Source organism: Nonomuraea sp. NPDC054003 (assembly GCF_055585125.1).
The window spans coordinates 108,406-121,549 of the sequence record NZ_JBVJKR010000009.1; the positions used below are offsets into that span (position 1 = coordinate 108,406).

Sequence of the window (13,144 nt, forward strand, 5' to 3'; positions counted from 1 at the left end):
TCCCGAAGCGGCTTTCTTTGGAGAAATTCTAGATGTTTCCTATCCAGATAACGGAAAAGGCGCGAGGATGGTCAGCGGTCTCGGCGGTGACGCTGGGGATCTTCGTGTTGATGACCTCGGAGCTGCTTCCCGTGGGCCTGCTCACACCGATCGGCGAGGCACTGGACGTCTCGCCGGGCACGGCAGGGCTGATGGTCACCGTCCCCGGGCTCGTCGCCGGACTGGCCGCCCTGCTGCTCACGGCGCGGGCCGGAACGGTGGACCGGAAGGTCATGCTGGCCGGGCTGATCGGGCTCATGGCGGTGGCGAACCTGGTCTGCGCACTCGCCCCGCACTTCGCCGTCGTGCTGGTGGCACGGCTCGCTGTCGGGGTGAGCGTCGGAGGCTTCTGGGCCATCGCGGGCGGGCTCGCGGTCCGCTTGGTGCCGCCCGGACAGGTCGCCGCCGCGACCGCCGTGATCTTCGGTGGCGTCTCCACCGCGTCCGTGCTCGGCGTCCCGGCCGGGACGCTGATCGGTGAGCTGACCGGCTGGCGCGGCGGCTTCGCCGGCGTCGCGATCCTGGGACTGGCGGCGCTGGCCGCTCTGCTGCTTCTGGTGCCTCGCCTGCCGGCGCAGCGCACGATCGGCCTGCCCGACCTGCCCGCCCTGCTGCGCGCGAACACGGGTGTGCGGATCGGCGTGATCGTCACCGCCCTGCTGATCACCGGGCACTTCGCCGCCTACACCTTCGCCCGCCCCCTGCTGCACGACCTCGCCGGGATCGACGACGGGTGGATCGGCGCGTTGCTGATGGCGTACGGGCTGGCGGGCGTCGTCGGCAACTTCCTCGCCGGCCACCGGGTGCGCGCGCACCTGCGCGGCACGCTCGTCCTGATCGCCGCCGTCCTGTCCGCGGCCACTGCTCTGTTCGCGCTGACCGGGGGCCCGTTCGCGGGCACCGTTCTGCTCGTCGTCTGGGGACTGGCCTACGGCGGGGTGTCGGTGACACTGCAGACCTGGATGCTCAAGGCCGCGCCCGAGATGACCGAATCGGCGTCGTCGCTGTTCGTGGCGGCCTTCAACCTGTCCATCGCCTTCGGCGCCGTGCTCGGCGGGTTCACCGCTGACGGGGTCGCCGTCGCCGGTGTCCTGTGGGTGGCCTCCGGGCTGGCCCTGGCCGCCGCGCTCATCGTCGGCGTCAATCGGACGCGGCACATTTAGAAAGGAACACGATCATGAAACCCACCATCATCAACCCCGGCACGCTGCACGACCCCACCGGTTTCGGTTACAGCCACATCGCACGAGCCTCCGGGGACCTCGTCCTCATCGCCGGCCAGTACGCCTCCGGGCCCGACGGTCACGTGACCTCCGGCGACTTCGCCGAGCAGGTCAGGCAGTCGTTCGCGAACCTCGGCACCGCGCTCGCCGCGGCCGGCTCGGACTACGGCCACGTCGTCCAGATCCGGACGTACATCGTCGGCCACGACGCGGGCAAGCTGGACATCCTCTTGGAGGCCGTACGGGAGATCTGGGGCGACCTGCCGCCCACGCAGTCGCTGATCGGAGTGGCCGCGCTCGCCCTGCCCGACATGCTGTTCGAGGTGGACGCCGTGGCGGTCGCCGGCTGAACGCCGTCCCGCCGGTGCGCGCCCCGCGTCCGGTACGCGGAGTGTGCGGGCGCGGATACGATCGAGTGTCCTCGACCCTCGCAGCGACGGAAGTGGCAGAAGATCTGATGAGCTCGGTGACCGTACGGGTGCCCGCGAAGGTGAACGTGCAGCTCTCCGTCGGCCCGCTGCGGGAGGACGGCTTCCACGACCTGGTCAACGTGTTCCACGCCGTGTCGATCTTCGACGAGGTGGTGGCCAGGGAGGCCCGCTCGATCACGGTCTCGGTGACCGGCGGCTGGGCGGCCGAGGTGCCGCTGCACGACGGCAACCTGGCGGTCCGCGCGGCCCGTGCGCTGGCCGCGCGGGCGGGTCTCGATCGGGGCGCCGAGCTCGTCATCCACAAGACGATCCCGGTGGCGGGCGGCATGGCGGGCGGCAGCGCCGACGCGGCCGCCGCGCTGGTCGCCTGCGACGAGCTGTGGGGGCTCGGCCTGCCCCGCGAGGAGCTGATGGAGATCGGCGCCGAGCTGGGCAGCGACGTGCCGTTCTCGCTGATGGGCGGCACCGCGCTCGGCACGGGGCGCGGCGAGCGCCTGGCCCCGCTGCCCGTCGGCGGCCCCTTCCACTGGGTGTTCGCGGTCGCCGACACCGGGCTCAGCACCGCCCACGTCTACAAGGAGTGCGACCGCCTCAGGGAGGGCTCGCCCATCCCCGAGCCCCGGCCCGACCCGGCGCTCCTGGCCGCGCTGCGCGACGGCGACGCCGCCGAGCTGGGCCGCCGCCTCGCCAACGACCTGGAGCCGGCCGCGCTCGCGCTCCACCCGCCGCTGGCCGACACCCTGCGGGCCGGTCGCGACGCGGGAGCCCTGGGCGCGATCGTCTCCGGCTCCGGCGCCACCTGCGCTTTCCTCGGCGGTGACGCGGCGCACGCCGCGGAGCTGGCCCGCAGGCTCGCCACCACCCCCGGCACCCGCGCCGCCGTCGTCGCCGAAGGCCCCGCCCCGGGCGCCACCCTCGTCTGACCCCGTCCCGCGGCGGCCTGATCCGGTGCCGGGTGGTGTGCTCGTCGCGAGCCGATACCCTGGGGATGCGATGAATCTGGTCAATCTCGAGTCGGTCTCCCACGCCTACGGGCCCAAGCCGCTGCTCTCCGACGTCTCCCTCGGCATCGAGGACGGCGAGCGCATCGGCGTGGTGGGCCGCAACGGCGGCGGCAAGACGACCCTGCTCCGCGTGATCGAGGGCGGCGTGAGCCCCGACAGCGGCCGCGTCACCCACACCCGCGGCCTGCGCGTCGGCTTCCTCTCCCAGCAGGATCCGCTCGACCCCGGCATGACCGTGCGCGACCTCGTCCTGGGCGACATGGCCGAGCACGAATGGGCCGGCGACCAGCGCGTCCGCGAGATCCTCGGCAACCTGATCGGCGACCTCGACCTCGACTCCAAGGCGGGCGACCTGTCCGGCGGCGAGCGCAGGCGCACCGCGCTGGCGCAACTGCTCATCGTCGAGCACGACCTGATCATGCTCGACGAGCCCACCAACCACCTCGACATCGAGGCCATCGCCTGGCTGGCCGGCCACCTGTCCGGCCGCAGGAGCGCGCTGGTCGTGGTGACGCACGACCGCTGGTTCCTCGACGCCGTCTCCACCCGCACCTGGGAGGTCGTCGACGGCCGCGTCGAGCGCTACGAGGGCGGTTACGCCGCCTACGTGCTGGCCAAGGCCGAGCGGGCGCGTGTCGCCCAGGCCGCCGAGGAGCGCCGCCAGAACCTCATGCGCAAGGAGATCGCCTGGCTGCGCCGCGGCCCGCCCGCCCGCACGTCCAAGCCCAAGTTCCGGGTGGACGCGGCCCAGGCGCTGATCGCGAACGAGCCGCCGCCGCGCGAGACCGTCGAGCTGCTGAAGTTCGCCAGCGCCCGGCTCGGCAAGACCGTCTACGACCTCGAAGACGTCACCCTCCACGCGGGCGGCCCCGGCGCCGGCCCGAAGGTGCTCGACCGCTGCACGTGGCAGTTCGGCCCGGGCGACCGGGTCGGGCTGATCGGCGTCAACGGCTCCGGCAAGTCGTCGGTCCTGCGCCTGCTCGCCGGCACCGTCGCCCCCGACTCCGGCCGCGTCGTCGAAGGCCGGACGGTCCGCCTCGCCCACCTGTCGCAGGAGCTGGCGGAGCTCGACCCCACCCGGCGGGTGCTGGAGACGGTCGAGGAGATCCGCAAGTACGTCCAGGTCGGCAAGAAGGAGTGGACCGCCTCCCAGCTGCTGGAGCGCCTCGGCTTCAAGGGCGAGGCGCAGTGGAAGGTGGTCGGCGACCTGTCGGGCGGCGAGCGGCGCCGCCTGCAGCTGCTCAGGCTGCTCATGGACGACCCCAACGTGCTGCTGCTCGACGAGCCCACCAACGACCTCGACATCGAGACGCTCAACGAGCTCGAAGACCTGCTCGACGGCTGGCCCGGCACGCTGATCCTGGTCTCCCACGACCGCTACTTCCTGGAGCGGGTGACTGACCGCAGCGTGGCCCTGCTCGGCGACGGCAGGCTGTCGCTCCTGCCCGGCGGGGTGGACGAGTACCTGGAGCGGCGCGCCGCCGGCACCGCGCAGACGGCCCGGGTGGCGGCCCAGCCGGAGGCCCGGCCCGAGCCGTCCGCCCCCGCGGCGCCCCAGGGGCTGTCGGCCAAGGAGGAGCGGGAGCTGCGCAAGGAGCTCAACCGCCTGGAGCGGCAGCTCGACAAGCTGGCTGGCCAGGAGGCCAAGCTGCACGCCGAGATGGCCGGCGCGGCCGGCGACTACGAGAAGCTCGGCGACCTCGACGCGCGGCTCCGCGACCTGCTGGCCCAGAAGGAGACCGTCGAGGCCGAGTGGCTGGAGACCGCCGACCGCCTCGGTGACTAGCCGCCAGGGAGCGCGGCGGCGATCCCGTCGAGCAGGCGGTCCAGGCCGTACGCGAAGCGCTCGTCCGGGTCGGCGAGCTCACGCCCGCTCTCGGCGACCACCCGGGCGAACAACGGGTGGTCGCCGCTCTTGAGCAGCGTCTCCAGATAGGGGGCCTGGCGCGCCATCCACTGCTGCACGTCCAGGCCGGTGCGCCGCCGGGCCTCCAGCTCGCCCATCTCCGCGGCCACGTACCCGTTGACGTAGGCGAACACCGACCCCACCAGGGCGAGCATGACGTCGATGCTCAGGCCCATCCCGTCGACCACGGACAGGGCGCGCTCGAAGGTCCGCACGCCGTTGGGGCCGCTGGACTGCCGGGTGGCGGTCACCCGGGCCATCCACGGGTGCCGGTGCATCGCCTGGCGGCCCTGGATGGCCAGGGCGCGCAGGTCGGCCCGCCAGTCGCCGCTGGGGACGTCAGGTGGGAGGAACTCCGCCGAGACGGCGTCGACCATCAGGTCGATCACATCGTCCTTGCCCGAGACGTACCGGTAGAGCGACATCGTGCCGGAGCCGATCTCCGCGGCGAGGCGGCGCATCGAGATCGCGTCGAGTCCTTCGGCGTCGGCGACCCGCAGCGCGGCCTCGGTGAGCTGAGCCCGGCTGAAGGCGGGCCGGGGCCCGCGAGCGGGCCGGTCGGGCCGCATCCAGACGTTTTCCATATTGCGTACACCGTACCGGGCTGGAAAACTAGGTACACCGTACCCGGTTGTCCCCGAAGGAGCATGCATGGCCGCCGCCCCCGACTTTCGTGCGCCGTCCCCGGACGACCTGTTCGAGTTTCCCGCGCTGTGGCAGGGGTGGGTGACCAAGCCGGTGCTGCTCGCCGTCCTCGGCGCGCTGGCGGTGTGCGCGTTCGCCTGGGCGGCCTACTCCCGGCCCAAGCTGGTGCCGCGCGGGGCGCAGAACGTGGGCGAGTACGTCTACCTGTTCGTGCGCGACCAGATAGCCAGGCCGTTTTTAGGCCGGGACGCCGACCGCTGGATGCCGCTGCTGCTCAGCCTCTTCCTGCTGATCCTGGTCTGGAACCTGCTGGCGGTCGTCCCGCTGCTCCAGTTCCCCGTGACCGCGCGGGCGTCGTTCCCGTGGGTGCTGGCGATCGCCGTCTACCTGGTCAAGCTGTATGTGGCCTTCACCCGGCACGGGGTGTTCCGTTATCTCAAGGGCATGATGTTCCCGCCGGGGCTGCCCAGGGCCCTGGCGATCGTCCTGTACGCGCCGCTGGAGCTGGTCTACTTCTTCGTGACCGCGCCGTTCACGCATGCCGTGCGGCTGCTCGCGAACATGTTCGCCGGGCACACGCTGCTGGCGTTCTTCAGCGCCGTCGGGTTCTGGTTCCTGATCGAGCGGCCGACTCTGCCAGGTTTCGCCGTGGGCGTGCTCGGGGTGGCCATGACGATCGTGCTGACGGCGTTCGAGATCTTCATCCAGTTCCTGCAGGCCTACCTGTTCACCATGCTCGCCGCCATGTACGTCGGCTCGTCGCTGCGGCCCGAGCACTGACCCCGCGGTCAGGTGTCGAAGGGCGCCAGCATCGTGCGCAGCAGCCCGGCCAGGGCGTGTTGCTGGTCCGCTTCCAGGCTGCTGAGCAGCGTGTGCTCGCGCCTGATCAGGTCGGTGAAGGCGGCGTCGACGCGGGCGAGCCCGGCGTCGGTCAGGGAGACCAGGACGCCGCGGCGGTCCTCGGGGTCGGGGCGGCGCCGTACGAGACCCGCCTGGGCGAGGCGGTCTATGCGGTTGGTCATGGTGCCGGAGGTGACCAGGGTGGCGCGCAGCAGCGCGCCGGGGCTCAGCTCGTAGGGCTGTCCGGCCCGCCGCAGCGCGGTGAGCACGTCGAACTCCCAGGGCTCCAGCCCGTGCTCGGCGAACGCCGCGCGCCTGGCCCGGTCGAGGTGCTTGGCCAGGCGGGAGATCCGCGAGAGCACCTGCAGCGGCTCGACGTCGAGGTCGGGCCGCTCCGCCCGCCACGCCGCGACGAGCCGGTCGACCTCGTCCTGCGCTTCCGTCATGGCCCCGAGTGTACTGTCTTGACATCGAGATAAATAGCTCGATATCAATCATCTCTATGTCAAGAGATATGTGGGACCCTGACACGTACGCCCGCTACGGCGACGAACGGTCGCGCCCGTTCTTCGATCTCGTGGCCAGAGTACGGGCCGAGAGCCCGGCATATGTGGTGGACGCCGGATGCGGCAGCGGCGAGCTGACCACCGAGCTGGCCCGGCGCTGGCCCGGGGCGGAGGTGCTGGGCTTCGACTCCTCGCCTGCCATGATCGCCAAGGCGCGGGAGCTGGGCGGCGGGGTCTCCTTCGCCGTCGCCGACGTGGCCACCTGGCACCCTGACAGGCCGGTCGACGTGATCGTCTCCAACGCCGCCCTCCAGTGGGTGCCCGAGCACCGCGTCGTCGTCGAGCGGTGGGTGGACGCGCTGAGCCCCGGAGGCTGGCTGGCCTTCCAGGTGCCGGGCAACTACGACGCCCCGAGCCACGCCGCCATCCGCGAGCTGTGCGCGTCCCCCGGCTGGGTGGACCGGCTCGGCGACCTCGATCGGGGCAGGCCCGTCGGCGACGCGGTCGAGTATCTGGACCTGCTGAGCGGCTTCGGCTGCCGGGTGGACGCCTGGGAGACCACGTACGTGCACGTGCTGGAGGGGGAGGACCCGGTGCTCGGCTGGGTCTCCGGCACCGCGCTGCGGCCCGTGCTCGACCGGCTGGACGACCGCGAGCGCGCGCGGTTCACGGCCGAGCTGGCCGAACGGCTGGCGCGGGCCTACCCGGCAGGGTCGTACGGGACGCCGTTCCCGTTCCGCCGGATCTTCGTGGTGGCGCAGAAATGATCACTGGCCTGCACCACGTCCTGCTCGCCGCGCCGCCCGGCAGCGAACCCGAGCTGAGGGCGTTCTACGCCGGGATCCTCGGCCTGAGGGAGGTGCCGAAGCCGCCGGAGCTGGCCAAGCGGGGCGGCGTCTGGTTCCGCGGCCCCGGATTGGAGGTCCATCTCGGGATGGAAGAGGACTTCCGCCCGCCGCGCAAGGCGCACCCGGCGTTCCTGGTGGACGATCTGGACGCGCTCGTGGCCCAGCTCCCCGGCGCGGTGCCCGACGACCTGTTCCCGGGCTTCCGGAGGGTGTACGTCGAAGATCCGGTAGGGAACAGGATCGAGCTGCTTCAGGCCATGTGACGAGCCTGCGTAGAGTGGCATTATTGTCCGAAATCCGACCTTTTTGTGAGGTGTCGTGGGCATCGAGATCGAGGACAAGTTCGACGTCACCGCCGATTACCAGCTGCCTGACCTGAGCGGCTTGGCCGAGGTCGTCGGCCCGAAGAGCTTCCAACTCGTCGCCCTCTACTACGACACCCCCGACCTGCGGCTGGCCAGGCGCGGCGTCACTCTCAGACGCAGGCGCGGCGGCGCCGACCCCGGCTGGCACCTGAAGCTGCCCAAGGCCAAAGGGGTGCGGCAGGAGATCGCGATCCCGCTGACCCGCAGCACCAAGGTCGTCCCGGCCGAGCTGGCCGAGCTGGTGCGCGCCTACACCCGGGGCGCCGAGCTGGGCGTGGTGGCCGAGCTCGACACCCGCAGGAGCGTCACCCTGCTCAAGGACGGCGACCGCAAGCTGGTGGAGATCGCCGACGACCGGGTCAAGGGCACGGTGTACGGCACGGACCCGCCGGCGGTGATGCGCTGGCGCGAGGTCGAGGCGGAGCTGCTGGAGGGCGACGAGAAGCTGCTGGCCAAGACCGGCAAGCGGCTCAGGAAGGTGGGCGCCACGCCGTCGCCGGCCACCAGCAAGCTGGCCAAGCTCCTCGACCCGCCGCCCGCCCCCCACGCCGGCCTCGAACCGGGAACCGCGGGCCACACCGTCATGGCCTACCTGTCCGGCCAGGTGACGGCCCTCCTCGCCCAGGACCCCCGGGTGCGCCGCGAGGAGGAGGACGCGGTGCACCAGATGCGCGTCGCCGCCCGCAGGCTCCGCAGCGCGCTCAAGGCGTTCAAACCCGTCGTCAGGAACACCAGCGAGATCCAGGACGAGCTGCGCTGGCTCGGCGGCGTGCTGGGCGAGGTCCGCGACCTGGAGGTGATCAGGGACAGGTTCGCCCGCGAGCTGGCCGGGCTCCCGCCCGAGCTGGTCGTCGGCCCCGTCCGGGCCCGGCTCGGCGACGACCTGCTCAGGCGCGAGCGGGAAGGCTACGACACGATCAGGGAGACGCTCGGCGGCGACCGCTACTACGCCCTGCTCGACGCCCTCGACGCGCTGGTGTCCGAGCCCGAGCTGGGCAAGGCCGCGGCCGACCCGGCCGAGACGCGGCTCGCCGACGTCGCCGCAGCCAACTGGAACCGGGTGACGAAGGCGTACGAGACCGCCCAGGCCATCGACGACCCCGAGCAGCGCGAGATCGCCATGCACGACGTGCGCAAGGCGGCCAAGCGCGCCCGCTACACCGCCGAGGCGCTGCGCGACACGCTCGGCAAGCGCATGGGCACGCTGGCCAAGCTGGCCGAGGACGTGCAGGAGGTGCTCGGCGCCCACCAGGACGGGGTCGTCGCCCAGGAGACGCTGGCCGAGGAGGCGGGGGCCGCGCGCCGGGCGGGCGAGGACACCTTCACCTACGGCGTCCTGGCCGGGCTGGAGCGCGCCGCCGCCGAGCGGGCGCACGAGGACTTCCCCCGCGTCTGGTCGGAGACCATGGCCGGCGTCGAGAAGGTGCTATAGCCCGTACCGCTCCGCGCAGACCACCCGCTCGCCCACCCGGTGCAGCACCGCGAACGCGCCCTTGCGCAGGCGCACGTCCCTGCCGCTGAGCGCGGCGATGAGAGGGGGCAGCACCTTGCCGTGGCTGCACACGGCCGCGCGCTCCGTCAGCTCGCCGACCAGGGCGGTGGTCTTGCGCGGGTCCTGCCCCTCCTCGCTGAGCAGCGGCTCCAGCCGCAGGTGCGAGCTGTACGGCGCGAGCGTCTGGACGCACCTGAGACTGGGCGAGCTGAGCAGGACGGCGGGCCGGTACGCGGGCAGCACGGTGGCCAGCGCCGCCGCCTGGGCCAGCCCCTCGGCGTCGAGCGGGCGCAGCGAGTCCGCGCCCTGCCAGGTCTGGCGCGACCCGGCGGAGGCGTGCCGTACCAGCACCAGCGGGACGGTGGCGAGCGGCGCGGCCGACAGCGCGCGCAGCAGGCCCGCGTCCCACTCGTAGGTCAACAGCTCGCGGGCCCGGTCCACGGGGAGCCAGCGCAGCTCGTCGACCTCGTCGCCGGCGACGAACGGGCCCTCCTCCGCCACCCGGCCCGCCCAGTAGTCCACCCGCTTGAGCCGGGTCCCGTGCGGGTAGTGCACGGGCGGCAGGGCGCGGTCGAGCGCCACGGTCAGCCCGGTCTCCTCGCGCACCTCGCGCAGCGCGGCGGCGATCACGTGCTCGCCGGACTTCAGCTTCCCCTTGGGGAAGGTCCAGTCGTCGTAGCGGGGGCGGTGGACGAGGGCGACCTCGGGGCGGCTTTCCTCGCCGCGCCAGATCACGGCTCCGGCGGCGCGGAGCGGGTCAGTCGTCAACGCTCCTCCAGCGGCGCATCCCGATCAGGCGGCTCTGCAGGTCCTCGCCCGGGTGGCGGACCCAGTTCCCGTCGCCGTTCAGCCACCAGGTGTTCGTCGTGTCGGCCATCACCCGGTCCATCAGGTCCACGAGGTACGCCTTGTGCTGCTGCGCGGTCACCTTGACCAGGGCCTCCACCCGGCGGTCCAGGTTGCGGCGCATCAGGTCGGCGCTGCCGATCCACACCTCGGGCCGCCTGCCCAGGCCGAACTCGTACACCCGGGAGTGCTCCAGGAACCGGCCCAGCACCGACCGCACCCGGATGGTCTCCGACAGGCCCGGGATGCCGGGGCGCAGCGTGCACACGCCGCGCACCCACAGGTCGATCGGCACGCCGGCGCGCGAGGCGCGGTAGAGCGCGTCGATGATCGGCTCGTCCACCAGCGAGTTCGTCTTGATCCTGATCCGCGCGGGGCGGCCCGCCCGCTGGTGGGCGATCTCCCGCTCGATCCTGGCCAGCAGCCCGCCGCGCAGCGAGTGCGGGGCTACCAGGAGCCGCCGGTAGGCCGAGTGGTGGGAGTACCCGGTCAGGTGGATGAACAGGTCCGTGACGTCCTCGCCGACCAGCGGGTCCGCGGTGAGCAGGCCGAAGTCCTCGTACTGCCTGGCCGTCTTGGGGTTGTAGTTGCCGGTGCCGATGTGGCAGTAGCGGCGCAGCTCGCCCGACGGCTCCTGCCGCACCACCAGCGCCAGCTTGCAGTGGGTCTTGAGCCCCACCACGCCGTAGACCACGTGGCAGCCGGCCCGCTCCAGCTTGCGCGCCCAGGAGATGTTCGCGTGCTCGTCGAACCTGGCCTTGATCTCCACGACCACCACGACCTGCTTGCCGGCCTCGGCCGCGTCGATGAGCGCGTCCACGATCGGGGACTCGCCGCTGGTCCGGTAGAGGGTCTGCTTGATCGCCAGCACGCGCGGGTCGGCGGAGGCCGCCTCGATGAAGCGCTGCACGCTGGTGGCGAACGAGTCGTACGGGTGGTGCAGCAGCACGTCGCGCTCGCGCAGCACCGCGAAGACGTCATCGGCGGCGCCGATCGCCTCGGCCGGCACGAAAGGGCGGTAGGCGAGCTCACCGCGGTCCAGGTCCGCGATCACGTTCAGGCCGGTCATGTCCAGCGGCCCGGGGATCCGGTAGATCTCGTGCGGATCGAGCTCCAGCTCCTCCACCAGCAGGTCGAGCACCTCCTGGGAGATCGTGTCCTCGACCTCCAGCCGCACCGGCGGCCCGAACCTGCGGCGGCGCAGCTCCTTCTCCAGCGCCTGCATGAGGTTCTCGGTGACGTCCTCGTCGACCTCCAGGTCCTCGTTCCTGGTCACCCGGAAGACGTGGTGCTGGACGATCTCCATGCCCTTGAACAGCTGCCCCAGGTGGGCCGCGATCACGTCCTCCAGCGGCACGAACCGGTTCGGTGACGGCTGGACCAGCCGCGGCAGCTGCGAGGGCACCTTGACCCTGGCGAACACGGTGTGGTCGTTGGACGGGTTCCGCACCACGACGGCCAGGTTGAGGCTCAGACCCGAGATGTACGGGAACGGATGCGCGGGATCGACGGCCAGCGGCGTCAGTACCGGCCTGATCCGCTCCCTGAAGAGCTTGCGCAGCTCCGTGCGCTCCTCGCGGCCCAGCTCGTCCCAGCGGACGATCTCGATGCCCTCGGCGGCGAGCCGCGGGCGGATCTGCTCGTGGAAGGCCGCGGCGTGCCGTTTGGCGAGCGCGTCGGCCACGGTGGCGATCCTGGCCAGCTCCTCGCTCGGCTTGAGCCCGCTCTTGGTGCGCAGCAGCAGGCCGGTGGCCATGCGGCGCTTCAGGCCCGCGACCCGTACGCGGAAGAACTCGTCCAGGTTGCTGGCGAAGATGGACAGGAAGCGGACCCGCTCCAGCAGCGGCAGCGACGGGTCCTCGGCCAGCTCCAGGACCCGTTCGTTGAACTGCAGCCAGCTCTCCTCGCGGTTGAGGAACCGCTCTTGCGGAAGGGGCAGGTCGTGGTCGGGCGGGAGTGGCTCAACGGACATATCTGAAATATGCCCACTTAGGTTGAACGGGACGTTAACTCTCCCGCAACGACTTATTCGGGTGGTTCGCCCTGCCCCAGCCGGGCGGCGCGCTCGGCCAGCCGGGCCTCGCGCTGGCGCAGCCGCTCCTCGCGCTCGCGGGCCTTCTCGGCCTCCTTGAGGACCTTCTCGCGCTCCTTCTCGGCCTCCTTGAGCTGGCGCTCGCGCTCCTTGAGCTCGCGGAGCCTGGCCTTCTCCGCCTCGCGCAGCTCGCGCTGGCGGGCCTTCTCGGCCTCCTTCAGCTCCTTCTCGCGCGCCTTCTCCAGCTCGCGCAGCTCCTTGTCGCCGGCGCGCGGCTTGGCCGGCACCTGCTGGCGGGTGGTCGCGGAGAGCGCCGGCTGCGGGTTCAGCCCGGTCAGACCGTTCCAGGCCAGGTTGACCAGGTGGGCCGCGACCTCCTCGCGGGCCGGCTTGCGCGCGTCGAGCCACCACTGGCCGGTCAGCGCCACCATGCCGACGAGCATCTGCGCGTACATCGGCGCCAGCTTCGGCTCGTAGCCGCGCTCCGCGAACTCGTCGGCCAGCACGTCCTCCACCTGGCTGGCGATCTCGCTGATGAGGCTGGCGAACGTGCCGGTGCCGGAGGCCGCGTGGGAGTCGCGGACCAGGATGCGGAAGCCCTCGCTGCTCTCCTCGATGTAGCGCAGCAGCGCCAGGGCGGCGCGCTCCAGCTTGACGAGGGCGTGGCTGGCGGAGAGCGCCTCGGTGATCATGCTCAGGAGCTTCTGCATCTCCCGGTCGACGACCACTGCGTAGACGCCTTCCTTGCCGCCGAAGTGCTCGTAGACCACCGGCTTGGAAACCTGCGCCGTCGCGGCGATCTCCTCTATCGAGGTCCCGTCGAACCCCTTCTCGGCGAACAGCGTGCGACTGATCAGGATCAGTTGCTCTCTGCGCTCTCTACCGGTCATGCGCCTGCGCGAACGGGATTCGGTCACGGTTCCCATAATGGCGGTGACAGGCGGATCACCGGCCACCGCCGTCGAAA

The 13,144-nt window shown here is 71.8% G+C and carries 13 protein-coding genes; 8 read left to right on the forward strand and 5 right to left on the reverse strand.

The window, feature by feature from the left end:
- Positions 1 to 32 precede the first annotated feature (32 nt).
- The 4 genes from ACZ6YG_RS24255 to ACZ6YG_RS24270 all read left to right on the forward strand — a co-directional run bounded on the left by ACZ6YG_RS24255 (position 33) and on the right by ACZ6YG_RS24270 (position 4,483).
- The gene (locus tag ACZ6YG_RS24255) at positions 33 to 1,202 is read left to right on the forward strand and encodes an MFS transporter (protein WP_466019291.1); all 1,170 of its coding nucleotides are present in this window, start codon (positions 33 to 35) and stop codon (positions 1,200 to 1,202) included.
- Between the two features lie 14 nt (positions 1,203 to 1,216).
- The gene (locus ACZ6YG_RS24260) at positions 1,217 to 1,612 is read left to right on the forward strand and encodes a RidA family protein (RefSeq protein WP_397199225.1); all 396 of its coding nucleotides are present in this window, start codon (positions 1,217 to 1,219) and stop codon (positions 1,610 to 1,612) included.
- Between the two features lie 107 nt (positions 1,613 to 1,719).
- On the forward strand, positions 1,720 to 2,616 hold the full coding sequence (locus tag ACZ6YG_RS24265) for a 4-(cytidine 5'-diphospho)-2-C-methyl-D-erythritol kinase (RefSeq protein WP_466019292.1): 897 nt from the start codon (positions 1,720 to 1,722) through the stop codon (positions 2,614 to 2,616).
- Between the two features lie 70 nt (positions 2,617 to 2,686).
- Positions 2,687 to 4,483 carry an ABC-F family ATP-binding cassette domain-containing protein gene (locus tag ACZ6YG_RS24270; protein ID WP_271279488.1) on the forward strand — a complete coding sequence of 599 codons (1,797 nt, stop codon included), beginning with the start codon at positions 2,687 to 2,689 and terminating at the stop codon, positions 4,481 to 4,483.
- Here ACZ6YG_RS24270 and ACZ6YG_RS24275 read toward each other — a convergent pair.
- Positions 4,480 to 5,187 carry a TetR/AcrR family transcriptional regulator gene (locus ACZ6YG_RS24275; protein ID WP_466019293.1) on the reverse strand — a complete coding sequence of 236 codons (708 nt, stop codon included), beginning with the start codon at positions 5,185 to 5,187 and terminating at the stop codon, positions 4,480 to 4,482. The two genes, ACZ6YG_RS24270 and ACZ6YG_RS24275, sit on opposite strands and share 4 nt — an antisense overlap.
- Positions 5,188 to 5,254: 67 nt before the next feature.
- Between ACZ6YG_RS24275 and atpB the strand changes: the two genes are divergently transcribed.
- Positions 5,255 to 6,028, forward strand: coding sequence for a F0F1 ATP synthase subunit A (gene atpB / locus ACZ6YG_RS24280; RefSeq protein ID WP_271279486.1), 774 nt, complete (start codon positions 5,255 to 5,257; stop codon positions 6,026 to 6,028).
- An 8-nt stretch (positions 6,029 to 6,036) separates the two neighbouring features.
- Here the strand turns inward: atpB and ACZ6YG_RS24285 are convergent, their stop codons facing one another.
- Positions 6,037 to 6,534, reverse strand: a complete 498-nt coding sequence (locus ACZ6YG_RS24285; RefSeq protein ID WP_148029099.1) for a MarR family winged helix-turn-helix transcriptional regulator — start codon at positions 6,532 to 6,534, stop codon at positions 6,037 to 6,039.
- 68 nt (positions 6,535 to 6,602) lie between these two features.
- Here ACZ6YG_RS24285 and ACZ6YG_RS24290 point away from each other — a divergent pair, with 68 nt between their 5' ends.
- From ACZ6YG_RS24290 to ACZ6YG_RS24300, 3 genes are read left to right on the forward strand one after another with little or no spacing between them, the layout of a single operon-like run.
- On the forward strand, positions 6,603 to 7,361 hold the full coding sequence (locus tag ACZ6YG_RS24290; protein ID WP_271279485.1) for a trans-aconitate 2-methyltransferase: 759 nt from the start codon (positions 6,603 to 6,605) through the stop codon (positions 7,359 to 7,361).
- A complete protein-coding gene (locus tag ACZ6YG_RS24295) occupies positions 7,358 to 7,705 on the forward strand; it encodes a VOC family protein (RefSeq protein WP_148029101.1) in 348 nt (115 codons plus the stop codon). The genes ACZ6YG_RS24290 and ACZ6YG_RS24295 overlap by 4 nt, the downstream gene beginning before the upstream one ends.
- Positions 7,706 to 7,760: 55 nt before the next feature.
- Positions 7,761 to 9,239: a CYTH and CHAD domain-containing protein gene (locus ACZ6YG_RS24300; RefSeq protein WP_466019294.1), complete on the forward strand. Its 1,479-nt coding sequence runs from the start codon at positions 7,761 to 7,763 to the stop codon at positions 9,237 to 9,239.
- On the opposite strand, the gene ACZ6YG_RS24305 is transcribed toward ACZ6YG_RS24300, so the two are convergent.
- The 3 genes from ACZ6YG_RS24305 to ACZ6YG_RS24315 are packed head-to-tail and all read right to left on the reverse strand — an operon-like array spanning position 9,234 to position 13,103.
- Positions 9,234 to 10,067, reverse strand: a complete 834-nt coding sequence (locus tag ACZ6YG_RS24305) for an NUDIX hydrolase (RefSeq protein ID WP_466019295.1) — start codon at positions 10,065 to 10,067, stop codon at positions 9,234 to 9,236. The two genes, ACZ6YG_RS24300 and ACZ6YG_RS24305, sit on opposite strands and share 6 nt — an antisense overlap.
- Positions 10,057 to 12,117, reverse strand: coding sequence for an RNA degradosome polyphosphate kinase (locus tag ACZ6YG_RS24310; protein ID WP_271279481.1), 2,061 nt, complete (start codon positions 12,115 to 12,117; stop codon positions 10,057 to 10,059). Before ACZ6YG_RS24310 ends, ACZ6YG_RS24305 begins: the two co-directional genes overlap by 11 nt.
- Positions 12,118 to 12,170: 53 nt before the next feature.
- Positions 12,171 to 13,103, reverse strand: a complete 933-nt coding sequence (locus ACZ6YG_RS24315; protein ID WP_148029105.1) for a TetR/AcrR family transcriptional regulator — start codon at positions 13,101 to 13,103, stop codon at positions 12,171 to 12,173.
- Between the last annotated feature and the right edge of the window lie 41 nt (positions 13,104 to 13,144).

Bases quoted from the DNA above. Each gene is read 5' to 3' on its own strand.
- ACZ6YG_RS24255 (WP_466019291.1), top strand. From the start codon at position 33: ATGTTTCCTATCCAGATAACGGAAAAGGCGCGAGGATGGTCAGCGGTC.
- ACZ6YG_RS24260 (WP_397199225.1), top strand. From the start codon at position 1,217: ATGAAACCCACCATCATCAACCCCGGCACGCTGCACGACCCCACCGGT.
- ACZ6YG_RS24265 (WP_466019292.1), top strand. From the start codon at position 1,720: ATGAGCTCGGTGACCGTACGGGTGCCCGCGAAGGTGAACGTGCAGCTC.
- ACZ6YG_RS24270 (WP_271279488.1), top strand. From the start codon at position 2,687: ATGAATCTGGTCAATCTCGAGTCGGTCTCCCACGCCTACGGGCCCAAG.
- ACZ6YG_RS24275 (WP_466019293.1), bottom strand. From the start codon at position 5,187: ATGGAAAACGTCTGGATGCGGCCCGACCGGCCCGCTCGCGGGCCCCGG.
- atpB (WP_271279486.1), top strand. From the start codon at position 5,255: ATGGCCGCCGCCCCCGACTTTCGTGCGCCGTCCCCGGACGACCTGTTC.
- ACZ6YG_RS24285 (WP_148029099.1), bottom strand. From the start codon at position 6,534: ATGACGGAAGCGCAGGACGAGGTCGACCGGCTCGTCGCGGCGTGGCGG.
- ACZ6YG_RS24290 (WP_271279485.1), top strand. From the start codon at position 6,603: ATGTGGGACCCTGACACGTACGCCCGCTACGGCGACGAACGGTCGCGC.
- ACZ6YG_RS24295 (WP_148029101.1), top strand. From the start codon at position 7,358: ATGATCACTGGCCTGCACCACGTCCTGCTCGCCGCGCCGCCCGGCAGC.
- ACZ6YG_RS24310 (WP_271279481.1), bottom strand. From the start codon at position 12,117: ATGTCCGTTGAGCCACTCCCGCCCGACCACGACCTGCCCCTTCCGCAA.
- ACZ6YG_RS24315 (WP_148029105.1), bottom strand. From the start codon at position 13,103: ATGGGAACCGTGACCGAATCCCGTTCGCGCAGGCGCATGACCGGTAGA.